This is a genomic window from Polycladomyces abyssicola, from assembly GCF_018326425.1.
GTDB classification, from domain to species: Bacteria; Bacillota; Bacilli; order Thermoactinomycetales; family JIR-001; genus Polycladomyces; species Polycladomyces abyssicola.
Genome location: NZ_AP024601.1, coordinates 1,129,627 through 1,153,487, shown reverse-complemented (window position 1 = coordinate 1,153,487; position 23,861 = coordinate 1,129,627). Strand labels below are relative to the sequence as shown.

Below are 23,861 nucleotides of genomic sequence, written 5' to 3'. Positions count from 1 at the left end.
TTTTTCCAGGTGAGCGACCTTCACGATCCCGGCAAAATGGGCTATGAAGCTGTGCCAATTACACTGAATCGGGGACCTTCACGTATTCGAAAACACGTTTTCTGCTCAAAATAGGACTGATCAACATTGTAAAGGGGATCGGTATCCGTGAACCATAATCACGTAATCGGTTATGCAACATTGGCATTAAAGAACTTAGGGTATTCCAAAGATGAGATTTGGAAAGTGATTCACGAGATGCACCGTCTGTTTGATTTTCAGTCAGAAGAAGAAGCCGCCGAACAAGCCGATTCTTTTCTACGAGAGGACGAATAAAACAAAGATGTACCAGACGGGACCTTCTAAAAAAATGACAAACAAGCTACCGAATGTAGCTTGTTTGTCAGGTAATAAGCCACCAAAAGTAAGTGTGTGCCGTTGATCCACTTACTTTATCTCGTTTTAGTGACTTGCCCCACACGGCTAAAGCCGTAGGCTTCTCGCTTCATCTGGCGTGGCAACCCACATCCATCCACGATGGCTTCGTCCAAGCCTAGTGATTTTAGTTTATCGAGATTTCGCTCGCAAAGTAGTTTTAAGTGTTTTCTCGCTTCTCTATTTATATTTAATTGTACCAAAATTCTGTCGAACTTGCAAGAGAGCTTAAGCCCTCCCTCGTCCGACGCTCGCTTTCCAAACCTGAAGGGCTGGGTTTTCCCGCTCGCTCTTTATAACCAAAACCTATTCCGGCAAATACAAAGATGGTGGCGATAACCAACAGGAAAATCAAGAGTCGACGAAGTCCATTCCAAAGCCATAACCATAACTCCAACTCATCTGATTCCCCCCTTTCCTCTAAATCCGAAATCACCATATTTATTTCCTTTCTTCCTGGTCACCACGAATGCTCAATACGCAAAAATAGTGATTCGCACACAAACTCGAATGAGAAAATAAGCGTCTGACTACTAACATCTGCCCTTTCCACATCACATGAGTCAGAATAACCTATTCCCAGAAAACATTAGGGGGGATTTGTGAAAATGACCGCTTCGCTACCTTCTTTAAAAGGAATGGATATTCGTAGTCTGATGTTAAAAGTATTGAATTTTATTCCTATGCCTAAAGTAATTCAGTCTATCATCAATCTTTGGAGAAGAATTACACCATTATGGATCATTTGCAAAAATCTGCTTGGGTTGAAATAGCAAGTCTTTTATCACACATATTTTGGATTTGGTGGTCATAAACAGGGCTCTGACACCATGAGCTAAGTTATATTAGGTGAAGCAGTTGACAAACCCATGGCAAAACCACTGGGTTTATCAACTGCCTCAGCCACTCTTTATCAGAGTGGCCCCTTACTTCGTTTTTGGTTGCCGCACTGCTATCAGCTTTTCTCATCCAATATCTCCACATAACCTTTTGTGCCATCAACACGGACATATTGGCCATCTTTTAATATTTTGGTTGCATTCTCTACACCTTTGTTTCTGGATAATCTGATGGTCACGCACTTTATACAAATCGGCAGTTACAATGCCGGATACAAGTGCCTCACCCAGCCCAAACCCGACATCGATGGAAACCGTGCGCCGATGTCCTGTGACCGGGTCTGCTTTGAGATTCAGCGAGTCTAACCATTCATCCATCTCATCACTTGCTTCGATGAACTGACGGTAAGCCGATGTCGTGATGCAAAATCCGGGAGGAACAGGAAACCCCGCTTTGCTCATCTCCCCCAGATTGGATCCTTTCCCGCCGACAATAGGCAAGCTGTGGCGATCGATCTCATCGAAATACAGAACATATTTCATGACATTTCACTCCCCTCACAATCAAATAGGGGACTTCGCGCTGTTCATGATGCGGACACATTCCGTGACCCCTCATCACAATGACAAATTGCGCCGTCGGAAAACCATCGCCGCAAGGAGGAACAGCACCATTGCGGTAAAGCCCAAACCTACCGCCGTCCACAAGATATCTTCTTCTCCCCGCGCGAGACGTGCCGGTTCATATAGGCTGAAAAACGTCCAGTTTCGAAGCCAATCCAGTTTTTCTCCCAGCTTGCCCGCAAAGTCCATGGCATAGAACAAAATGGTCACTGTCGCCGACCAGGAGACCGCCTTCTTTTCGTCGTCAAACAAGCACGCAAACAGGAAGCTGTACGCACCGATCACAGAAAAAAACAGGAAACAGACCAGATTCAGTTCCACGTAGTTTGACCGATCCAGGGCAGGTTGATCCAGTATCCAGACATCTCCCGCGATCCCGCCGAGGACGGTGAACAGGTTGATAAGCCCGAGCCCCGTGATGAAAAATGCGACTTGCGTCAGGACGAGCCGTGGCCGGGACAACGGCGTTGACAGCAGAAAAGCCATGGACCCCCGGTCTACATGCCGGGCCACTAGCCGGGTCGGGATCACCACGCTGTACACCATCAGCAGGATCAAATACATGAAGTTGTGGTACTCTACAGCAATAAAATCGTTTAAACGCTGTACCCCGGCCTCAATTCCAAACACTTTCATCATCTCTTCCGGCATTTTCTTCAGCAATTCATTCATGTCTTCTGGAGCCAAGGTGGGATAGATGGTGACAATCATCAGCACATAAAGAAACGACCCGATCGCCATCGCTCCCAACGTCTTGCCATGCAACCGCCACATTGCCCGGTACAGTGCAACGTTCATCATTCTTTCGCCTCCCGTCGTTCATAGTAGTGCATAAAGACTTCTTCGAGATCCATCTCTCTGTGTTCCAGATGGCGGACATCCACATCGCCCAGAGCATGGATCAGGGGATTCAGATCCCCTTGTACCTCGATTTCAACTGTTGTTTCTCCCCGGCGGACTACTCTGAGCCCGGCCTGAATCAATCGGTCGATGTCCGATTTTCTTCCCAAAGTCACAACAAACGCCTTTCGCTGCTCATTGCGCAATTCCTGTACAGATCTCACAGCGATCAGCCGTCCATCCCGAATGATACCGACCCGGTCTGCCGTGCGCTCAATCTCCGGAAACAGATGGGAGGACATAAAAATCGTTTTTCCTCGCTTTTTTTCTTCCAGAATCAATTCCACAAACACCCGTTGCATGAGCGGATCCAAACCGGAAGTGGGTTCATCCAGGATCAGGATCTCCGGATCATGCATGAATGCGGCCACAATAGCCAGTTTTTGTTTCATTCCCTTGGACATTTTTCGGATCGGGACCCGGGGGTCCAACTCCAGTCGCTCCAGCAACTCATCCCTTCTGTCATCCTTCTGTCCACGGAGTCCCGCTATCAAATCCAAGAAACCGGTACCGTCCAGCCCTTCAAACATGGCAATCTCCCCCGGGAGATAGCCGGTGATTTTTTGAATCTTGTCCGATTCACTCCAACAGTCCATGCCGCCGATTTCCGCTTTGCCCTCATCTTGTCTCATGAAACCCATCAAGTGGCGAATCGTGGTGGATTTTCCCGCTCCATTAGGTCCGAGATAACCGAATACTTCTCCCCGATTCACTTCAAGGGTGAGATCAAAAATTCCCTTTCCTCCCGGAAATCGTTTGGTCAACCCATTGATTCGGATCATGATCCAGCCTCCTCTTCGCCTTCTCGGCGATTAATACCATACTCGAGCATCATCCACACATCCATCATATTTTTCGTTATCGTTATGATAACGTTAGGGAATTTCCACAACAGAAAAAGCCACGAGAAGGGTGTCTTCTCGTGGCTTTTTAGGCACAGCAAAAATAGCCGTGCGCCCGCACGATTCTCACTCCCCCTCTCACAACGCTTACGAGGTTAGCTGACGGATTCGGGTGGCTGAGAGTCACCCTACCCAGGCATCAACCCGGGATTCACCCCGTGCAGTCCGTGACGAATTCGTCACAGTCTGCGGTTGGTTCCCCCGCTCCCGCGTATCGCGGGACTCAGCGATTTACGAGGATATATTGAATTTTAAACTGAGCTCATCATACTCCTGTAACAACCTGTTGTAAAGTATCATTTTTCTTCAAAAAGGAACGAAATACCGCCATATCACCCGATCCATGTGCCTGGAGATCCATTTCTCTTTTGTTTAAACCCTGTGACGAATTCAATCGAATCAAACCTTTTGAAACCATGGCCAATGGTTGCAAAAATGCCCTCCACTTACTTCAATCACAACACAGATCAAATCTCCATCACAAGGTGCCGCACAATCGCCGGTTGCAACTATCAACCCAGCTCTTATGTATTGGGTTTCTTGCTTGTTCTCACATATTAAGCTGACTGTTTTGCATCAAGAGTCCATTCCTTCACTTTTTGGTCAGAGGGGAGGAAATAAGTGAGCACACCAAGGAGCGGGAGAAAACCAATCCACTGCATAATATACGAGAGTCCCATGACGTCGATCATTTTACCCAGCCCTACCGAACCGACGGCCCCCATGCCGAAGGCAAATCCTACGGTTAAGCCGGACACGGTTCCTATCTTTCCCGGAAACAACTGCTGTGCATATACCACCGTGACGGAGAAGCTGGATAACAGGATAAAGCCGTTCAATAATAAAATCGTATAAGCCCATGTTGCACTCACATAAGGCAGGAGCAGGGCGAGCGGTGCGGAACCGAGCATGGAAAAATAGATGATCTTTTTCATGCCAAATCGGTCTGCCAGCGGTCCGCCGCAGAAGGTTCCGATTGCCCCGGCCACCAAAAAGAGAAAAATGAAAAGTTGGGATTGTTTTAAAGAGAGCTTGTACTGTTCCATCAGATAAAATTGATAGTAAGTGCTGATTCCGGCAATGTACCATGACCGGACGAAGATGAGAAAGATGAGCAAAACCATGGCCAAAAGAAGCATTTTTTTCATCCCGCTCTGCTGAACCCAAAACGTATTTTCTTTTTTGGCAGGGTGCGGATGGGAAAGAAGGTAACCCTGATACCATCTGGCGATGAACAATTGGATGACGAGGGCGATGCCCGCCACCAGTGTAAACCAGATGGCTCCTTTCTGCCCGAACGGGATAAAAATCAAATAAGTCATCAAGGGAGCAAGAGCCTGTCCCGTGTTTCCCCCAACCTGAAAAATGGATTGGGCCAACCCTCTCCGATTTCCGGCAGCCAGATAGGAAACACGTGAAGACTCGGGATGGAAGACGGCAGATCCGATTCCCACCAGTACAACGGCCAACAGAACATACGAGTAGCTGGGAGCGAAAGCCAGACACAACATCCCCAGGCACGTGGAAGCCATGCCAAGCGGCAACATATAAGGAAACGGTCGTTTGTCCGTATACCATCCAAATACTGGTTGTAAAAGTGAGGCGGTAAAGTTGATCGAAAAACCGATCCAGCCAATCTGCGTATAGGTCAGGTGCATCGAATCTTTCAAGATAGGAAAGATGGCTGGGATGACTGATTGTATGGAGTCATTGAACAAATGGACGAGACCAATCAAAAACAGAATATGATATAAGGTTGGTTTGTTATTTAATCTTTCTGTTGATGAGAGTTGCATACCATAGTTTCTCCTATTCATGAATAGTTAAAAAATTAAGCAGTCACATGGTCGAATTACGAAACTCGGAACACTTAAGGTACAGGGTGCCGGGTTTTGTATTGTAGAAGCGCAGTCTTTCTGCTGTATTCAATGAGGATCCTATAAGGAGGTCAAATGTTATTTCCTGTTTACACCCATAGACCAAATTCGGAGGATTTATATGTGATATATATAGTTATAACATATGACTTCCACCAAAGTTAACATACATTTTGATATATTTGAAACCTTGTCTGTGCATGAAAAGGAAACCCGTAAAACCCTTGAAAATCCTTGAAATTTCTCCTCTGAGATGTTTATTTAGCTCAATCATAACAGACCGTAGCAATAAGTGAGCAGAAAAACCCATCCCTGCTCATTCGTTTTTGCAGCATCCTTTCCCTGGCAATCCCAACCTTATATTTGGCATGATATCACTTCACAAAATGATCAAAAACAAAACAAGGAAAAAGCATTTTCGTGTCGAAAGTGAACAATCAGTTATTCGATTTATATCTTATATCGTAAAGGGGGACACAATACCATGGAAGATCAGCAAATATGTTATTCAAATAACAATGAAGAACGACATAATCATTCAGATAATATTCATTTATATGAAAAATCCCTTGATCAACCAACAAAAAATGGTATCTTCAATTTCATCAAACGGTTATCTTATGCTTCCCCCTCTAAAGAAACAAAGAATGAATAAATAAGGTGGGAAAAGTATTGGAAAAGCACCCCAATGAAATTGTAACCATAGCCTGTCAATGTGGTAATGTATTTCAAGTCGACAAAAACAAGTATCTTCAAAGCTTTCTCCAATGCCCTGCCTGTGAAACAACCATCCATCCCCATGACCATTTTGAGGACAATATAAATGAGTAATTATTTATTGATGAACGAAGGTTTTCACCTTCGTTTTTTTCGTATCCCCTCTTTCCATATCCGCCACTTTGAATGCCCAACCTTTTTGGTATAACTTTTCTGAATTGATAGTATATTAATGGGGCGAGATTTCCGATTCTGAAGAGAGGGGTGAAATTGTGTCTGGATTTGACTGGTTTATACTGATTGCGTATTTCTTCATCATGATTGGTATTGGTGTCTGGTCATACCGGCAGGTCGGAAGTGCAGAGGATTACTTTACAGCCGGTGGAAAAATGCCGTGGTGGCTAGCAGGCATATCACATCACATGTCTGGGTACAGCGCAGCGGTGTTTGTTGCATACGCGGAAGTCGCCTACAACAACGGTTTCACGCTGTATGTGTGGTGGGCGATCCCGGTATCGTTAGGAGTGTTTATCGGGGCCATCTGGATTGCACCGCGGTGGGCGCGATTGCGGGAACACTACAACATCGGTTCACCCATGGAGTATCTTGCCACCCGATATAACGTATCACGCAGCAGCTGATGGCGTGGTGTGGCGTACTGCTCAAGGTGTTCGACGTCGGTGCCAAATGGGCAGCAATTGCCATCATACTTCAGGTGTTCACGGGCTTACCACTGACGGTCGGAATTCTCATATCTGGTGGTGTGTGTTTCCCTCATTTACTCCACCATAGGTGGGCTTTGGGCGGACGCTCTTACTGACTTCGTACAATTTATCATCCAATTTGTTGCCGGAATTGCGATGTTCGTGATCGTATTGGCCAAACTCGGCGGTATTAGTGCAATCATTGGGATTTGGAGCAAATTGCCTCCCAGTCACAGCCACCCATTTGACGGTCCTTACACATTCTGGTTTGCAGTTGCCTACTTGCTCATCAATTTCCTCAGCTACAATGGGGGCACTTGGAACCTTGCTCAGCGATATATGGCATCGCCGAACGGAACGGATGCACGCAAGGCAGCGATCCTGTCCGGCTTTCTATACTTGCTCTGGCCGCTCATCCTGTTCTTTCCCATGTGGGCTGCACCTTCCCCAATCTGGCGGAGCCGTATCAGTCCTACTCTTTAATGGCGCGAACTTTCCTGCCGCCCGGGCTTGTTGGACTTGTTTTGGCTGGGATGTTCAGTCACACCATGGCTATGACCACTTCGGATGCAAACGCGATCTCGTCTGTCTTCACACGCGATATTCTACCAAAACTATCAAAAAAGACTCGTAGTCTCAGCAAACGAGGAGCTCTCATCGCAGCACGCACTACTACTTTGGTGTTTGTGTTGCTCACCATGCTTATCGCCGTAGAACAGAACTCGTTTGGTGGTGTCCTGGGCTTACTTATCTCATGGTTCGGAGCACTGGTCGGCCCGATCTCAATAGCGATGTTGTTCGGTTTATTGCCAGCGTTCCGCTATAGCGGTTCGGCTGCGGCTATCATCTCTCTTGCTGGTGGTGTTGTAGTATTTGCGCTGAATGAGTACGTGTTTCACGTCGGCACTGCAGCGACGGTGGGATTACCGGTAGTTGTGTCTCTCATCCTTTACACTGTCATTGGATGGTTCTCACGCAGACATGGGCTACGACCTGAAGTTGCTAATATGATGGAAACTTTGAGCCAAGACAGACCATCGAAATCCACCTCGTCCCTATAACCAGCCGCTAACTCTAACCATAGAAAAATCATATGTTCACTTTCAGAAAAGCCCTCAAATGAGGGCTTTCACTATTGCCGGGCCGCCTTACTCCTGTTCCCGTTTTCGCTGTTGCCACTCTTCGAATGACAGACGCGGCAGAGAAAAGGTTTGACCGATCGTGCCGTAGGACGTTCCTGCCAACCGTCCGATCGGATCGAGCAGACGGGTGTCGATTCTCCCCTCCGCCAACAGGTCATCGCGCACATGGAACATTACGACCTGGCCGATAATGAGATCGGTATTGGGTGCATCCGGTGTTCCGCCCATCGGCAGAATTCGGTCCAACACACATTCCATCTGCACTTTGGCCTGTGCAATTCGCGGCGTTTGGATCTTGACGCTGGGCACCAGATCAAATCCGACCGCTTCCACCTCACTTACATCCGGAGGGAAGTCGATCGCGGTCTGGTTGACTCGCTCCACATTCTCCCCGTCTACTACGTGCACGACGAATTCCTTCATTTCGGCGATATTACGCGTCGTGTCCTTCTGTACATTCCCCGGTTTGCGTCCAACCGAAATGCTTACCATCGGTGGATTGGTGGAAACTACGGTGAAAAAGCTGAATGGAGCCGCATTGACCACCCCGTTACCATTTCGGGAGGTGACAAACGCGATCGGACGTGGCAATACACTGCCGATCAACAATTTATAGTTTTCTTTTTGCGACTGTTGTTGAGGATCGATTTGCATGAATACCACTCCTTCACTCGGGCGTGTCTGATCCATCCATTTGATCGATCCATATTCTCGTTTTCTCTATCCCGGCTCACTTCACCTGCCCCAAGCCAAAAGCGCAGACACTGGCCAAGCCTGCTTTGCCCAAGGAGGAGGAAATTCCCGCGATGGGGTTCCTATGTTTTCCGGTTTTTTACTCAGACGTGGAAGACTTCGTTCACCTGGGAAAACGTTGTCGCCTGACAGATTGGCCAGACACAACCTGATGACTAAAACATTACTACTGCGCGGGCAACCAGCTCTTCAGATAGTTGGGATCTTCCACCGCCAACGCCGAACGGGCCACATGAAGGGGACGAAACGTATCCACCATCACGGCCAGCTCCTCGGTTCGATCCTTACCCAGGCTGTTCTCAATCGCCCCGGGATGCGGGCCGTGCGGAATACCGCTCGGATGCAACGTGATCGAACCGGACTCGATCCCGCGACGGCTCATGAAATTACCTTCCACATAGTACAGTACCTCATCACTGTGTACATTGCTGTGATAATAAGGTACGGGGATCGCCTCCGGATGGTAGTCGAACAGGCGCGGCACAAACGAACATACCACAAAGTTGGGTCCGGCAAACGTCTGATGCACCGGCGGGGGTTGATGAATGGATCCGGTGATTGGCTCAAAATCGTGAATGCTAAGCACATACGGATACAGATAACCGTCCCACCCCACCACATCAAACGGATGGAAATCATAGCGATAGGCATGGAGTTGGTTTCGTGCCTTGACACGCACCTCGAATTCGCCTACCTCCACATGGGGAATCAGCCGCTCCGGACCACGAATGTCCCGTTCACAAAATGGACTGTGCTCCATCAATTGACCGTATTCATTGCGGTAGCGTTTGGGAATCGTGATTTCACCCGTGGACTCGATCACCAAAAAACGGGTCCGTTCACTGGACGTAACGATGCGGTACGTCGTACCGACCGGGATGACGATGTAGTCACCGGGGCGGTAGGATAGGGTTCCGAACACCGTCTCCACACACCCTTCTCCCTCATGAACGAACAATATTTCATCTCCATCGCCGTTCCGAAAAAAATAATCCATCGGCTCCGTCGGCATACAAATACCGATCGCCACATCCTCATTGACCAGTAAATATTGTCTTCCGTCGATCGGATCGCCTCCGGGCGAAAGCTTTCGCGTGAGAAAATGGCGGTGCCGGTTGGCCCCCGATTCTTCCAACAGCACCGTCCAGTCGCGAAGCAAACGTGCATCGCTGATCTGTGTGGGTGGATGATGATGATACAAGATGGATTGCATCCCCGAAAATCCTTTGGTTCCCATCACTTCTTCGCGGTACAACCCGCCGTCTTCCTTGCGGAACCGCACATGCCGTTTGCACGGAATCTCTCCCATGCGACGGTAAAAAGGCATCCTTCTTCCTCCCATCCCTTAACCGCCTATTATGAAAACGCATTCAATTCCATTGTATCAGAAATAAATGAAAAGATCCCTTCATCGCTTAACAATTACCTAAAGCTGTGGCATGGCATTCCAAGAAGAGAACTTTCATGCTATTCTTCTTATAACAATCTTCGTGATTTGAGGGAGAGAAAAAAATTGACGCCTGTCATTGAAATGACCAATGTTTCTTGGAAGAGAGAAAATCAAACCATCCTTCATCAAATCAATTGGCAGGTCAGCGAGGGAGAACACTGGGCGATATTGGGCCTGAATGGATCCGGAAAAACGACATTGCTCAATATCATTAACGGATACATATGGCCCACAAAAGGGAGTGTTTGTGTGTTGGGTCACAGGTTTGGTGACGTAGATTTAAGAGAACTGCGCAAATCGATTGGGTGGGTCAGTTCTTCTCTGCAAGAACAAATATACGGTAACGTCCGTGCGCAGGACGTGGTGATCAGTGGAAAGTATGCTTCGATTGGTTTGTACGAGAAACCAAGCGATGAAGATTATGATCGAGCCCAACAACTGATGGAACAATTAGGGTGCGATCATTTGATCGATCGTTCATATCAAAGTTGTTCCCAAGGAGAAAAACAAAAACTGCTCATCGCCCGTGCGTTGATGGCTTCCCCAAAACTGCTGATTTTGGACGAGCCCTGCAGCGGACTTGATTTTCTCTCAAGAGAAGCGCTATTGTCCAGTATTAGCCAATTGGCAGCACAACCGGACGCCCCCCATATGCTATTTGTGACCCATCACATTGAAGAGATCGCTCCCATCTTTACCCATACATTATTGCTCCGCCGTGGCCGCGTATTTACTAAAGGAAGGTCAAAAAGTGTTTTAACCGGCCCTACTCTAACGGATTTTTTTGAGATTCCTGTTCAAGTAGATTGGCGAAACGACCGGGCATGGCTTTCAATTCCATAAGTGCTCGCTGTGGTGTCCAGTATTTTTGTCGGGCATAAACTCTTTCGAAGTAGGGAGAAAGGTTGCGAACGTCGATTTTGGTACTCGAAGAACCATGAAAACCATCACCTGACACGCATATTGGAAAATCCGAGGAGTGGGTTCGTCAAAGCCCTGCTTTTCCAATCCATATACAAACCCAGCGGGAAAACCGCTGGGTTTGTGTCCTTTATTCTTTCCATTTGATATTGCAACCGATACTGGGTTTTTGTTTCACTGTGATCGGCTCGTTTCGAAGCAAGCTGTCCAAAGCAGAGCGAATGGATTCGCCGGTGACGGGGATATCGTTGCCGGGACGGGAATCGTCCAACTGACCGCGGTAAACACATTTCAAGTCCTTGTCAAAGATGTAGAAGTCCGGTGTGCAAGCCGCTTGATAAGCTTTGGCGACCTCTTGGGTTTCGTCGAATAGATAAGGAAACGGATATCCCAGTTTTTGGGCGACTTCTTTCATCTTTTCGGGGGAATCTTCCGGGTATTTTTCCACGTCATTGGCGTTAATGGCGATAAAGGAAATACCTTTGGGGATATAATCGTTTGCCAGTTTGACCAGTTGATCTTGCACGTGCTTGACGTAAGGGCAGTGGTTACAGATAAACATGATCACGGTGGCAATTTCCGACTTCAATTCGTCGAGGGAAACGTTTTTGCCGGAAACCACATCGGGCAGGGTGAAAGATGGAGCTTTTGCCCCAAGCGGGAACATGTTGGATTCCGTAAGCGCCATGACTGGTCCTCCTTTTTATCATTTCTTCCACATATCATAGCACAAACTCACTTGGCGATTGAAAACGGATTGAGATGTAGGTTGATTGGCTATCGCCAGAGCGTTCACTCTCGCTCATGCCCCCTCCCCACCACTTCCAAATCCTGCACCAGGGTATCGCGGACCACAGGCAACTCCCACCGCATCTCCCGTTTCCAGTCTTTGATCGAATAAACACCAATCTCCCCGCCTTTTTCACGCGAGTGTAACTGGGTGAGCACATACAGCTTACCGTTCGCCTGACGCACTTTGTAGATGGGCTGGGGAAGCTGCACTGTCCCCCTGACCCGGAGAGTGGCGGCATCCAGAATGCTGATCCGCCCTTCCGCACCCGCATGTGTAACGAGGATTCGGTCTCCGTCCGGCAGCAGGTATTGGGGCTCGGCATAGGGAAGCGTCACGTAACGCACCTGCCAGTTCTTCTTATCCACCACGGCAATCCGCCCGCCTCCGCTCCTCGATGACAGCAGAACCCGGCCGCCAGACAGGAGTATGTCGTCAGCTTCACCCGTTTCCAGCGAGATCTCCCGCTCCACTTTGCCCGTTTTCCGATCCAGCACGTACAAGAGGGACTTTTTGTCTCTCACCACATCGGCGAACACATACACCTTTTGTTCATCCGCATCCAAGACGCGGAGGAAACCGTCCAGCTCCACACGGTAAGTACGTCCCTCTTTCTTCAACTCCATCTCCAGTGTATTGGTATGGAGGCCGCTGTTGTAGGAGGCCAGCAAGATGCCGGGCTTGGACAGGACATCAATCGGAAACTGACGGGGGTTTTCCTTTGTCTCCTTTCCCTCCCTGGTGAGCCGAATCCACCCTTTCCCGAACCGAACGGGCAGGAGCCAGTCTCTTTCATCCGGTACGATCCGGAAGATGCCCATTTCGTTGAAACGACGGCTGCCGATACGCTCTCCGCCTTGGTCAAACAGAACCAGTTCGCTGTCTTTTCGGAGCGCATCGGTATAGATCACACCTACCTCCGCCCGATCAAATCCCAGATCGCTCGCAGCACAGGAGGTTGGCAACAACAACAGGATCATCAGCATGAACCGGGCAAACCAGCTGATCATGCACCTACCTCCTCCAACAAAAATGCGGAGACACGCTCCGCTGAATCTGCAAGGCATTTCTCTCATCTGACTATACCGCGTTGGCCGTGTCGTGTCCGAACCGAAAATGAACCGCTTTCGATCTCATCCCTGGCTGTAAAAGACGATGGTATAAGGGCTTTCGATCAGGTCCACCGGCCAGACCGCACCGCCGTCATTGAGGTCCCATCCCTGGTTGTACCAGGAGCGCCAGACCAGCTGGGAGCAATAGAACGAGCTGGTGGTGGTGATGTTGAAAAAGTTGTAGTTGTACGGAAGACCGATCTGGTTTCTGGAATAGGAGGCAGAATAGGCGTAGTTAGAATCATATGCGCCGGACACCCATAACCCCCGTACATGGTTGTACCGGGTCGCCCAGTCGTTGGGCCAGTGGCGCACGCCGTTCAGGTCACCCTTGTTGCCGAAGCTCTCCACCACATAGCCGGGGACATCCGATACCACGCCTGCGTGCCCACCGGCCCAAGCCGAGGAGCCGGAGCTGGTACCGTCCAGGGTCACCAGGATGTCACCATAGGTTCCCACCGCGCCTGACATCACACCCATCTGCTGACGCTGAAGTACTTTGTTCGAATCCAACCCCCGATTCGGGGCTTCCTCCCGCACTTTTTGGACATCAAACACCTTGGAAGGCTGACTCAACTCTCTCTCCGTCTTTGCTTTGGCCTGTTCCACGTCCTTCCACTGTTCTGCTGACAAGCCGGCCAGACCAGCCGCATCTCCCTGCGGTACCGCTACTACCAGGCCAATGGCCAAAACAACGAGCCCCACCCACCACCGGAAATGCTTCACTACCTAATACCTCCCTGATTCAGTTTTCAGAAATCTATTTTCTGTCTGGTGCGAAAAAACACCTTTTGATTTTTTGTAAAGAGAGAGCAAAAAAATCCCTTCCACAAGGGAGGGATGGTGGATCACTTCTCTTCATTCAACCAACGAACCAAAGCTGCTTCCATTCCGTCCACATCGTCGATGGCATACAGCGGATACGGACAGTCGTCGGTCGGAAACCAACTGACCACCGCCTGGATGTTGTGCAGCTCCCGCAACAGCGGGAGATCTTCCTCCCGGCGAAGGATCACCCATTTGGGCCAACCCGCCCGTTTGAACCCTTCTACCAGCACGAGATCGCACGCAGAGTAAAAGGGCAACAGCTCTTCTACCTCCAATGTCCGCGGGAAACACACCACCGTCTGATTGGACGCGGTGATCGTCACGATGTCCGCGCCAGCCTCTCGATGACGCCATGTGTCCTTTTCTGGCTGGTCCCATTCCATCGTTTTGCCGTGGTGCTTAATCGTCCCCACTTTCCATCCGCGTTGGCACAATCGCTCGATCAGACGGGTGATCAGTGTGGTTTTGCCGGAGTTGGAATATCCCACGATAGAGAGTACGGCAGGTTGTTGTTGCATATGATATCGCCTCTTTTAGTTGATCGTGTTGGTTCCATTGTACGGTATGGGAACGCTATCGTCACTTCCAAAGAGCTGCAGAAAAATACCAAACGGTATCCGTTTGGCCAGGCTGTTGACAAAGTTCACAAGCTCCGTTTTCCTGCGAGCAACCTTTGAGCGTTTTGCGTTGCAGGAGCGAGAAGGAAAACGACTCGCCCAAAGCCACCTTGGTTCAACTACTTTATCATTAGTCTTGCCTTACAGTATTCGTTGCACTGTTCTGTTATCTCCCCTGTTCCTCGGCCCATTGTTCCATTCGCTGTTGAAGTTGATCAATCTCGTTGTTCAGATCTACTCGCTTTCCTTGCTGGACTTGGGACAGCACTTTGCTCACCCAGGGGACCAGGATCGTTTTTTGGTACGGCATATCCATCAACCACGGGGTAGTGGTATTGGTTTTGGCATTTTGAACGTAGACGGGCACATAGGGATCGTCTTTTCTTTGGAAATCGAAGGGCTGAACGCTGGGCGGAACCATTTCGTTTTCGTATTTGAATTGCTGGATTTGGGGGCCTGAGAGGAATTTGGCCACTTCCCACGCCGCCGAGGGATTGCGTGTTTTGGCGGAGATGCACCAAGGTGTCGTGCTGATCGGCGAACCCAAACCGTCCGGCCCCTTGAAGTTGACGCGCAGAGAGAAGCGATGCAACAAACGAGCATCCTTTTTCCCGACATACTGTTTCCACGGTACTTCCATGTTGGGGTTTTCCAGTACGATCGCATGTTGGTTCCGGTCGGTAAACAGGTTTTCCTGCCCCTGGCTCACCAAAAATCCAGGATGGACATAGGGGGTAGCCGCCATCATCCACTGCACGCTTTTCATAAAGGCGGGATGGTGAAAATGGAACTTCAACGTGCGTGGCCGGGCAACATCGCCGGTGACCACCTCATTTCTTCCCCCGTAATAGCTTATGAGGCTTTCCAACAGTGTAGAGGTACGCCAAACGCCGTCCCAGTAGAGGCCGTATGTTTGTTCACCTGTTCGTGGATTTTTCCCCGTCATACGCTTCGCTTTTGCCAATACTTCTTCGGGAGTGGGACGGCTCGACAGCGGTTCGACCCCCCAATCACGGAACAGTTGATTGTCCACCGTGATTAGGCGGGAGAATGCCCCGGACGGCAAGCCCAATGTATGTCGTCCCGTACGGTCTTTGATCAACGGCACAACCGACCGCTGATACCGCGAGGAAAGCTTGAGCCTGGTGTCTTGCCGGAGCAGGTCATCGATCGGGCGAATCAGTCCCTGCTCATAAAAGGCGCGAAACTGCGGGAGGTAGAACACATCCGCTTGTCCGCTCATTAGCATGGTTTGCTGTTTGGTGTTGTAATCCTGCCACGGAATATTGATGAATTCCACCTGCAAGTGCGGGTGTTGCTTCAAAAAGGGTTTCATGGCTGTCTTCAGTCCCGGCATTTTGGCTCCTGTCACCGGATCCGTATAATCGTCGATTTTGAAGTCGATGGTGTTGACCACCACTTTGCCCTCCAATTGGGCTGGATCTCCGCTTACTTTCCAGTCTTGGGAACCTGAGCAAGCCGTCATCACAATTAACAGCACAACAAGCCAACCACCGAGAAACCAACGTCGCCATCTCACCTTGCATCCTCCTCATTGCTTGATCCCGGAATAAGCGATACTTTGCACCACATACCGCTGCAGCAGCAAATACAAGATCAGCACCGGCAACAGACTGAGCACGGCCACCGCCATATGAATGGCGGGTAAAATCCGCTGACCGCTGTCATGTACGAACATCGCCACCCCGATCTGCACGGTGTACCAGTCCGGGTGACTCAGCATCAACAAAGGCCACAACACGTCATTCCACGACCACAAAAACTGCAAGATGACCAGCGTTGCGATCACCGGTCCGGACAGCGGCACATAGATGCGCCAAAAAACGGTCCATTCGGATGCGCCGTCCACCTTGGCCGCATCGCGCAGTTCCGCGGGCAGGGTATCCATGTACTGCTTGACCAAAAACGTGCCGATCACTGCTGCCAATGAGGGGAGAAGAAAAGCCCACAACGAATTGGTCATCCCCCATTCATTCAACAGCAGAAATGACGGAATCATCGCTACTTCCGGCGGTATCATCAACGTCCCCAGAGCGAACAAAAACAACCCTCTCGCTCCGCGGAAACGCAGCAGGGAAAATGCGTAACCTGCCATCAACGCCGACAGGACGGAAACAGACACTTCACACAATGCAATGAGAAAGGAATTGAGAAAATAGCGGGCCAGAGGTACATTGGCAAACGGTATGACATAGCTATTCCAAGTCGGCTCCTCCGGAATCAAACGCGGTGGAAATGGTACCTGCGTCATCGCCTTTCCGTCCAAGCTGGTGGACACCATCCACAGAAACGGAATCAACATGATCACCGCCCCGATCGACAGCAATACCATGATGCACCATTGACCCCAAGTAGCTTGCCGGAACATTGTCCCCCCTCCTTTCCATAAACGTGGTGAGGGCTGTCTGATGAATGCTTTGCTTCACTACAGAGAAAATGGCCCGCGACAGAATCGCGCGTATGGGAAAACGTGCGGCGATGGATTGACCAGAATGCCCTGGTCCATTGTATGGACTTTCCGCCGGGGATATGTGCCTGCCGCATCCCTCAGGGCCCCAACTTTGGCGGTTTGGTGACAATCTTTCATTTCTCACTTCATTTTAAGATTTTCTTTTTATGGTGAATTTGGGAGATGCTCGTTTGTTGGAGAGGGGAAGCGTCATGATCAAAAAAAACGCACACTGGATTTCTGTCATCATCACCCTGGCAACTGTTCTCGCTTTGCTGCTGTCGGGTTGCTCCAATTCCCATGCTGTATTCGGTGCGACCACGCCCCATCCTGTTGTGCTTCACCACATAACCCGGACAATCCGGCCACAATCGTCATCTCCCAAACAGGTCGCAGCCTTTATGTCAAATAACTCCAGTAACACGGTGATTTACTTTGACCCGCATCCTGACGACGAAGTCCTGACCTTCGGGGTTCCCATCAGAAATGATTTGTCAGCAGGCAAACAGGTGTATTTGGTGTTGATGTCGGCGGGAGAACATTCTATTTCCCGGGAAGTGATCAACGGGCGGTATGATCGACAGTCCGTCCGGCCGTCCCAAACGGGTCGACGTGTATGGTGTAAAGTTCACCACCGGTATCACAATCCCGCTGCAGAAGGATATCCGTATATGACGTTGGAAACATTTGGAAAATCACGTATTCAAGAATTTATCCGCGCATCTCTGGCTCTGGGCGTACCGTATTCACATTTGGTCATCTACTATTTACCCAACGATCATTTTACGCACGCGGCGGTGAAACGGATTATGCTCGACTGGATCCATCGATATCCGGGCGCCACACTGAAAACGATGTCCGCTTGGGATGTTCATCGCGACCACGCGATGCTGGGACGGGTACTGGATGAACTGTATGCAGAGGGAAAAGTGTGGAACAAGGTGAATTATGCATCCGTCGCCACCCGGTTGAAATATGATCACAACCATTGGCCGATCATCAGGCTGACCCACCGCCAAGACCGGGAAATCCTGAAACGAGCCCTTGCCGTTTACAAAGCGTGGAATCCCAAACGAGGCGAATTTGCCTTGGGCTATCATTCGGTTCCTGCGCAGTTCGATTTTGTGGAGCGCCACATGACCAGCAAGCGCGTGGCTGGTTAAACGAAAAAACCGGTTCCTTGAGGAACCGGAGACTGATGATGATTTGCACGGGAAGTCGGCTTCCGACTCTGAGCGTCTGTGAGCCGGCTTCCCCTATCTTTATGACAAGATGAGTGCCAGAAACTACCTCAACCCTCAGTCGGGGAATTAGATTTCGTTTGTTTTGACCACAGCCCGGACAATGCCCATTTCCGGCTGCCGCTCAGCATCAGAACCAGACTGAGTCCCAACAACGCCAGATCCAGTTCATATCCACCGAAGAAGCCCGCTTTCCATTTGACTGTAGCAATCGCCCCCACCATCACCAATCCGACTGCCGCGGCTGCGATTTCCACCCACAATCCCAAGATCAACAGCAACCCGGCTACGGACTCCACCACAGCCACGACATATGCCAACGGCCCAGGCAATCCCATTTGACCGGCGAACATCTGCGCCACTTGACCCAGTGCCGTCATTTTTTGCAATCCATGTGCCAACATTACGATCCCCAAAACAAGTCGGCCCAACAACAAACCCCATTCTGTTCTAAATTGTGCCATGATGTATCCTCCTCAGCTTCTTACTATATTCAATCAGCTATTATATTTATAGATACACGAAAAAAGTGTGAATTAGATCACACCGGAGAAAAAACTTTTTGGAAGGCGTTCGCGCAAAGAAGAATCTCATTGATATGCTATCCTCCAGAAAGGGGGCTTTTTCATTATTGTTCACTCATTTATTTCGAACCGGTTGACGACACACTCTACTCTCGCCGTTGAAACCGGATCAGGCGAAAATGGGCCAACGTGAGCAAAAAGACGACGACAAACAGCAAATACGCGGCGGCTGAAGCCTTACCCAGCTCAAAGCTGTGAAAACCGACACGATAGATATACAGCATCAGCGTGGACAAACTCCCTCCGGGATTACCCGCCTCGCCGCCGATCATCCATACATCGTTGAACCGCCTCATGGCGCTGATCATGCCGGTGATCAGCAAAAAAACAAGAATCGGGCGAACTCCAGGCAACGTTACGTGCCACCATCGTCGAAACGGTCCGGCACCATCGATCGCTGCCGCTTCATACAATTCGCCAGGGACCGACTGCAAACCCGCCAACACGATCAAGATGGAATATCCGATCCCATGCCATACGCCCATCAGTGCGACCGCCAGCTTGGATGTATCCGGATCGGCAAACCATCCCTGTGCCGGAAGTCCCCACCCTGTCAGTATATAATTGACCAACCCCTGATCGGTGGGATAGAAGAGAAACTGAAAAACGACCGCCACCGCCACCATCGACGTGATGTTAGGCAGGAAATACACTGCACGGAAAAAGGTGCGCCCCCATCGGGCAGAATGAATCCATGTCGCCAGCACCAATGAACCGGGGATACTGATCGCCATGCCGATTCCGCCCAGAATCAGGGTGTTGCGCAGCGCTTCCCAGAAATCTTCGTCCCGCAGCAGGTAACGGTAATTGTCCCATCCCGCCCAAGTTTCCATCACCCCGTTGGTATGATGAAAACTGAGCCGCAGGGATTCCACCAACGGATACAGCCGAAACAGCAACAATCCCGCCATCAGCGGCAGGATGAATCCCCATCCCGCGAGGTCTTCCGGCCGAATTCGGCGACGTTTGCCCATCACTTTCCGCTCCTTGACCTGTCCTTGTTGTTGTCATGTGTATGGGCCGTTGCATAAAAAAAGCACCGGAAAAATTCCGGTGCCAAACGATTGACAACTCAATACTGAACCAAGGAGAACACATCAATACCCTGCAATTTTTCGCGGCCGTTGAGGTAGGTCAGTTCGATGAAGAAAGCAGCGCCCACCAGTTCGCCCTGCAGTTGTCGAACCAGGTTGATCGTGGCACTGATCGTACCGCCCGTAGCCAAGAGGTCATCCGCAACCAGCACGCGTTGCCCCGGCTGGATCGCGTCTCGGTGGATGGCCAGTTTGTCTTTCCCGTATTCCAGGCTGTACTCAGTCTCGATCGTTTCCCCCGGCAATTTGCCCGCTTTGCGTACGGGAACGAATCCGGCCCCCAACGCGTAGGCCAGCGGCGCGCCGACGACGAATCCCCGTGCTTCCGGTCCGACGATCAAGTCGATTTTCTTGTCTTTCAGACGTTCCACCATGGTGTCGATGGCTGCACGGTAAGCCGGTCCTTCCTTTAACAGCGTGGTGATGTCCTTAAACCGAATACCCGGTTGCGGGAAGTCGGGAATCACGCGAATCTTTTCTTTGAAATCCATTTTCGTCTCCTCCTATTTTCAAGTCCAATCCCAGAAGATCAAACACATAATGGCATAATTCACGGTAGGAAGAATACACGAGTTGGCGCATCACGCGCTCCCTCTCGATCTGCCGCCGATAGGAATCGGAGGTGTGGAGCGGTCGCTTGGCCGGTTTCGGCACGACCCGAAGATAATCCCCGCTGCCATCCACAAATCCCAGTTCCTGAAATACCCGCAACATAAAGGAGATCATCCGTTTAGAAAGCCCGGTCATTTTTTGAAGGCGTTGTAAATCCCGCGGTAAACGTACCGACTGCACGCGCAGCAACCAACCGTACAATTGTTTGAACCCTTCCCTGTCCGGGGTCTTCAACAGTACATCATCCATCTCGGCATCGCCGAACGCGAAATAAAAACGTTCCACATGCAAAAGCGTGAGGACGAGTCGTTCCCACGTCTGCAAGCTGGGAGGGGGTTCCAACAACACCAACCGGCGGAACTCGGACCACCGATCCGGAGCCATCTTCGCTTCCTTCTCCCACTCGTCCCAAGACACCCAAGCTGCCGGCTGATCTCGATCCGGAGCCTTCTCAGGAGTGGAAGTCAGCAATAACGTGTACGGATCCGCAAGCAACCGGTTCAACCGATCCCGTTTGTCTCCGTTTCCCCGCCAATCGAAGATCTGGACGTGTGGAACGTGTACATCACGAATCAACAGTTGGGGGATTCGTTTGTTGTTCCACTCGTTGATCTGCAGCTCTCCCAACACCTCGATCCGGGCGTGCGGGGTAACTTCCTCGGCCAACTCTTTCATACGGAATCCCACCGCATCCAATGTACCGTTTCCGTCCGATAAAATCAATTTCACGTGATTGCGGTCCGCTCCCATAAGTTGGATTTGGGACAAACCCGCTCCCGTGACACGAAACCGCGGGGTGGGATTCCCCACGCCGAACGGTGCGAGATGCTCCAATTGTTCGATCAATTCCACACTTACCTGATCCGGCGTCAGCTCGTATTCCACCCGGGAGATCGGAATGTAATCCTCCTCGGTTAACCATTCGGACGCGAGACGATCCAGACGCCGGTGCAATTCCGGTACGTCCTGGGCCGAAAGCGTCATGCCCGCCGCCATTTTGTGGCCGCCGAAATGAGGCAGCAGATCGACGCACTCTGACAGAGCCCGGTACATATCCAGTCCCTCGATACTGCGTGCCGAACCTTTGGCCATCCCCGTCTCCTCGTCGATACCGAGCACGATGGTGGGCCGGTAGTACCGTTCCACCAATCGAGACGCAACGATGCCGATGACACCGACATTCCAGCCGGGTGAAGCAACCACGATGAAGCGACGGTGTGCATCAGGGTCCGCTTCCACCATCGCCCGCGCTTCCTCGAAGATCTCCTCCACGAGTTGTTGTCGTTCCCGGTTCATCTGATCCAGCTGATTGGCCATCATATAAGCGGTTTCATCGTCTTGCGTCAACAACAGTTCCACCGCATGCACCGCACTGTCCAAACGCCCACTCGCATTGATTCTCGGACCGAGCGAGAATCCGACATGCCCCGATCCCACTTCGCCACGGATCCCGGAGACATCCATCAATGCCCGCAGGCCGACATGTCTCCGCTGGTTCATTCTACGCAAGCCGCCGACGGTGATGATTCGGTTTTCGTCCACCAATGGAACGAGGTCCGCGATCGTGCCCAGTGCCGCCAATTCCCACACTTCTTCCGGCACTTCTCCCAGTAGCGCCTGAACCAGTTTGAACGCCACGCCCACTCCGGCCAACATATCGAACGGATACGGGCAGTTCGGCTTTTTCGGATTGATCACTGCCAATGACTCAGGGATCGCATCCGGAGGCTCGTGATGGTCCGTAATGATGAGATCCAATCCCAACTCCCTGGCATATGCGGCTTCTTCCACCGCACTGATACCAGTATCGACCGTAATGACCAAATCGACCCCATCCGCTTTGGCTTTGGCCAGCGCTTCCTTGTTCAACCCATATCCCTCGCGAAAACGGTTGGGTATGTAATAGTGCGCGTCAGCTCCAAGACGCCGAAATACCGTCATCATCAAAGCCGTACTGGATACACCGTCCGCGTCGTAATCACCGTATACCAAGATTTTCTCATTTCGTTTCAGTGCTGTTCGGACGCGGTCCACCGCTTCTTCCATCCCGTCCATCAGAAAGGGATCATGCAAATCGGAAGCGTCTGCACGTAAAAACCGCCGCGCAGATTCCACCTCGGTCAATCCCCGATTGACCAAGAGACGCGCGACGACCGGATGGACTCCAAGCGAGTCCGCCAAGGTAGAACAGCTGGCCTGATCCGCCTCCACGGTCTGCCAGCGTGTTTTCGGGCGCAGCATGGAATCAGGTTCACCTCGCTTTGCGCTTCCATTATAGCACACCCCTACCGAAGTCATGCCTCCTTTTCTTCTTCCGAATAGGGATTGACATGTACCAGCACGTCGGAAACATAATCAAAACGATCCATCAGCGTGTGTTTTACCCGTTTGCCGATCTGATGCCCCTCTTCCACTGTGATCTGGGGATCTACCGCAATTTTCACGTCCACGATGACGTAGTGCCCGTGCTCTCTGGCACGCAATTCGTCCACCCGTGTCACACCGGGTACGGAAGCGGCCGCCTCCACCAACTCCGCGGCATCCTCTTCGTGCAAAACGTGATCCATCGTGGTGTGAATCGACTCTTTGGCCAATTTGTAAGCCATCAGCAATACCAGAATGGATACGAAGATGCCTGCAACTGCATCCAAATAAACCAATGGGGATACACCCAGGCGAGCACCCAGGATAGCGCCGCCGATTCCGAGCAGGGCGGCAAATGAGGAAAACACGTCAGAACGATGTTCCCACGCGTTGACGATCAAAGCCTGTGAACCGATCCGTTTGCCCAACCGGTACTTGTAGCGAAACATCCATTCTTTGACGACCATGGAAACCACTGCGGCAACAGCAGCCCACCATCCAGGCGCCCGAGCAGGTTCAAACAGCGACGAAAACGAGTCATACACCATCTGAAATCCCACTACGCCCAACAACACCGCCACAATAATCGCAGCGATGGATTCGGCTTTGCCGTGGCCATAAGGGTGATCTTCATCCGGCGGCATCTGCGCGGCCCGCACCCCGATCAACACAGCGAGGGAACCGGCCACGTCGGAGGCTGAATGGACAGCGTCGGCGATCAATGCCTGACTCTGTGCCACCACGCCGATCATACCCTTGAACGCAGCCAACAGCGCGTTGCCGATGATGCCAATCCAAGCACCTTTTTCTGCTTGACGAAATTGATCCGATCTCATGGTGGAAACCTCCGAAAGAGATGGCCGCGGTATACCGCGGCCATTGGAAGTTTATGTGATTCCTTTCATT

The 23,861-nt window shown here is 50.7% G+C and carries 22 protein-coding genes, 2 pseudogenes and 1 riboswitch; of the genes and pseudogenes, 6 read left to right on the top strand and 18 right to left on the bottom strand.

What is annotated here, in order from left to right:
• The first annotated feature begins 147 nt into the window (after positions 1–147).
• Positions 148–315, top strand: coding sequence for a RuvA C-terminal domain-containing protein (locus tag KI215_RS05820; RefSeq protein ID WP_212774613.1), 168 nt, complete (start codon positions 148–150; stop codon positions 313–315).
• Positions 316–1,466: 1,151 nt separating this feature from the next.
• On the opposite strand, the pseudogene KI215_RS05815 reads toward KI215_RS05820, so the two are convergent.
• The 5 genes and pseudogenes from KI215_RS05815 to KI215_RS05795 form a co-directional block, all read right to left on the bottom strand.
• Positions 1,467–1,796 (bottom strand): annotated as a pseudogene (locus KI215_RS05815) (PEP/pyruvate-binding domain-containing protein); the annotation flags it as partial.
• Between the two features lie 75 nt (positions 1,797–1,871).
• The gene (locus KI215_RS05810) at positions 1,872–2,678 is read right to left on the bottom strand and encodes an ABC-2 transporter permease (RefSeq protein WP_212774611.1); all 807 of its coding nucleotides are present in this window, start codon (positions 2,676–2,678) and stop codon (positions 1,872–1,874) included.
• The gene (locus KI215_RS05805; protein WP_212774610.1) at positions 2,675–3,559 is read right to left on the bottom strand and encodes an ABC transporter ATP-binding protein; all 885 of its coding nucleotides are present in this window, start codon (positions 3,557–3,559) and stop codon (positions 2,675–2,677) included. The genes KI215_RS05810 and KI215_RS05805 overlap by 4 nt, the downstream gene beginning before the upstream one ends.
• Before the next feature lie 190 nt (positions 3,560–3,749).
• Positions 3,750–3,918, bottom strand: a riboswitch (cyclic di-AMP (ydaO/yuaA leader).
• 26 nt (positions 3,919–3,944) lie between these two features.
• Positions 3,945–4,112 carry a hypothetical protein gene (locus KI215_RS05800; RefSeq protein ID WP_212774609.1) on the bottom strand — a complete coding sequence of 56 codons (168 nt, stop codon included), beginning with the start codon at positions 4,110–4,112 and terminating at the stop codon, positions 3,945–3,947.
• A 124-nt stretch (positions 4,113–4,236) separates the two neighbouring features.
• Complete coding sequence (locus tag KI215_RS05795) at positions 4,237–5,475, bottom strand: MFS transporter (RefSeq protein WP_246512213.1); 1,239 nt, start codon at positions 5,473–5,475, stop codon at positions 4,237–4,239.
• 565 nt (positions 5,476–6,040) lie between these two features.
• Between KI215_RS05795 and KI215_RS05790 the strand changes: the two genes are divergently transcribed.
• The 3 genes and pseudogenes from KI215_RS05790 to KI215_RS16095 all read left to right on the top strand — a co-directional run bounded on the left by KI215_RS05790 (position 6,041) and on the right by KI215_RS16095 (position 8,038).
• Positions 6,041–6,211, top strand: a complete 171-nt coding sequence (locus KI215_RS05790) for a hypothetical protein (protein WP_212774607.1) — start codon at positions 6,041–6,043, stop codon at positions 6,209–6,211.
• Positions 6,212–6,590: 379 nt separating this feature from the next.
• Positions 6,591–7,460: pseudogene (locus KI215_RS16100) on the top strand (sodium:solute symporter family transporter).
• Positions 7,460–8,038 (top strand): sodium:solute symporter family transporter, encoded by a 579-nt coding sequence (locus tag KI215_RS16095; protein ID WP_275956744.1) that lies wholly within the window; start codon positions 7,460–7,462, stop codon positions 8,036–8,038. The pseudogene KI215_RS16100 and the gene KI215_RS16095 overlap by 1 nt, the downstream one beginning before the upstream one ends.
• Positions 8,039–8,125: 87 nt before the next feature.
• Here KI215_RS16095 and KI215_RS05780 read toward each other — a convergent pair whose 3' ends face one another.
• Positions 8,126–8,773: a flavin reductase family protein gene (locus KI215_RS05780; protein WP_212774606.1), complete on the bottom strand. Its 648-nt coding sequence runs from the start codon at positions 8,771–8,773 to the stop codon at positions 8,126–8,128.
• Between the two features lie 265 nt (positions 8,774–9,038).
• Positions 9,039–10,199, bottom strand: coding sequence for a homogentisate 1,2-dioxygenase (locus tag KI215_RS05775; protein WP_212774605.1), 1,161 nt, complete (start codon positions 10,197–10,199; stop codon positions 9,039–9,041).
• A 186-nt stretch (positions 10,200–10,385) separates the two neighbouring features.
• Here KI215_RS05775 and KI215_RS05770 point away from each other — a divergent pair, with 186 nt between their 5' ends.
• The gene (locus tag KI215_RS05770) at positions 10,386–11,165 is read left to right on the top strand and encodes an ABC transporter ATP-binding protein (RefSeq protein WP_212774604.1); all 780 of its coding nucleotides are present in this window, start codon (positions 10,386–10,388) and stop codon (positions 11,163–11,165) included.
• Between the two features lie 208 nt (positions 11,166–11,373).
• Here the strand turns inward: KI215_RS05770 and KI215_RS05765 are convergent, their stop codons facing one another.
• The 6 genes from KI215_RS05765 to KI215_RS05740 all read right to left on the bottom strand — a co-directional run bounded on the left by KI215_RS05765 (position 11,374) and on the right by KI215_RS05740 (position 16,979).
• Positions 11,374–11,931: a thioredoxin family protein gene (locus KI215_RS05765; RefSeq protein ID WP_212774603.1), complete on the bottom strand. Its 558-nt coding sequence runs from the start codon at positions 11,929–11,931 to the stop codon at positions 11,374–11,376.
• A gap of 104 nt (positions 11,932–12,035) precedes the next feature.
• Positions 12,036–13,043, bottom strand: coding sequence for a YncE family protein (locus KI215_RS05760; RefSeq protein ID WP_212774602.1), 1,008 nt, complete (start codon positions 13,041–13,043; stop codon positions 12,036–12,038).
• Positions 13,044–13,166: 123 nt separating this feature from the next.
• Positions 13,167–13,871 carry a hypothetical protein gene (locus KI215_RS05755; protein ID WP_212774601.1) on the bottom strand — a complete coding sequence of 235 codons (705 nt, stop codon included), beginning with the start codon at positions 13,869–13,871 and terminating at the stop codon, positions 13,167–13,169.
• A 122-nt stretch (positions 13,872–13,993) separates the two neighbouring features.
• Positions 13,994–14,491 carry a molybdopterin-guanine dinucleotide biosynthesis protein B gene (gene mobB / locus KI215_RS05750; protein ID WP_212774600.1) on the bottom strand — a complete coding sequence of 166 codons (498 nt, stop codon included), beginning with the start codon at positions 14,489–14,491 and terminating at the stop codon, positions 13,994–13,996.
• A 265-nt stretch (positions 14,492–14,756) separates the two neighbouring features.
• A complete protein-coding gene (locus tag KI215_RS05745; RefSeq protein ID WP_212774599.1) occupies positions 14,757–16,130 on the bottom strand; it encodes an ABC transporter substrate-binding protein in 1,374 nt (457 codons plus the stop codon).
• Positions 16,131–16,142: 12 nt separating this feature from the next.
• Positions 16,143–16,979, bottom strand: a complete 837-nt coding sequence (locus KI215_RS05740) for a carbohydrate ABC transporter permease (protein WP_212774598.1) — start codon at positions 16,977–16,979, stop codon at positions 16,143–16,145.
• A gap of 293 nt (positions 16,980–17,272) precedes the next feature.
• On the opposite strand from KI215_RS05740, the gene KI215_RS05735 reads away from it, so the two are divergent.
• Positions 17,273–18,223: a PIG-L family deacetylase gene (locus tag KI215_RS05735; protein WP_212774597.1), complete on the top strand. Its 951-nt coding sequence runs from the start codon at positions 17,273–17,275 to the stop codon at positions 18,221–18,223.
• 128 nt (positions 18,224–18,351) lie between these two features.
• On the opposite strand, the gene KI215_RS05730 is transcribed toward KI215_RS05735, so the two are convergent.
• The 5 genes from KI215_RS05730 to KI215_RS05710 all read right to left on the bottom strand — a co-directional run bounded on the left by KI215_RS05730 (position 18,352) and on the right by KI215_RS05710 (position 23,791).
• Complete coding sequence (locus KI215_RS05730; RefSeq protein WP_212774596.1) at positions 18,352–18,765, bottom strand: DoxX family protein; 414 nt, start codon at positions 18,763–18,765, stop codon at positions 18,352–18,354.
• Between the two features lie 206 nt (positions 18,766–18,971).
• On the bottom strand, positions 18,972–19,859 hold the full coding sequence (locus tag KI215_RS05725) for a carbohydrate ABC transporter permease (RefSeq protein ID WP_212774595.1): 888 nt from the start codon (positions 19,857–19,859) through the stop codon (positions 18,972–18,974).
• Positions 19,860–19,957: 98 nt separating this feature from the next.
• Complete coding sequence (locus KI215_RS05720; protein ID WP_212774594.1) at positions 19,958–20,470, bottom strand: adenine phosphoribosyltransferase; 513 nt, start codon at positions 20,468–20,470, stop codon at positions 19,958–19,960.
• A complete protein-coding gene (gene recJ / locus KI215_RS05715; RefSeq protein WP_212774593.1) occupies positions 20,409–22,832 on the bottom strand; it encodes a single-stranded-DNA-specific exonuclease RecJ in 2,424 nt (807 codons plus the stop codon). Before recJ ends, KI215_RS05720 begins: the two co-directional genes overlap by 62 nt.
• Before the next feature lie 53 nt (positions 22,833–22,885).
• Positions 22,886–23,791, bottom strand: coding sequence for a cation diffusion facilitator family transporter (locus tag KI215_RS05710; protein WP_212774592.1), 906 nt, complete (start codon positions 23,789–23,791; stop codon positions 22,886–22,888).
• Positions 23,792–23,861 lie beyond the last annotated feature (70 nt).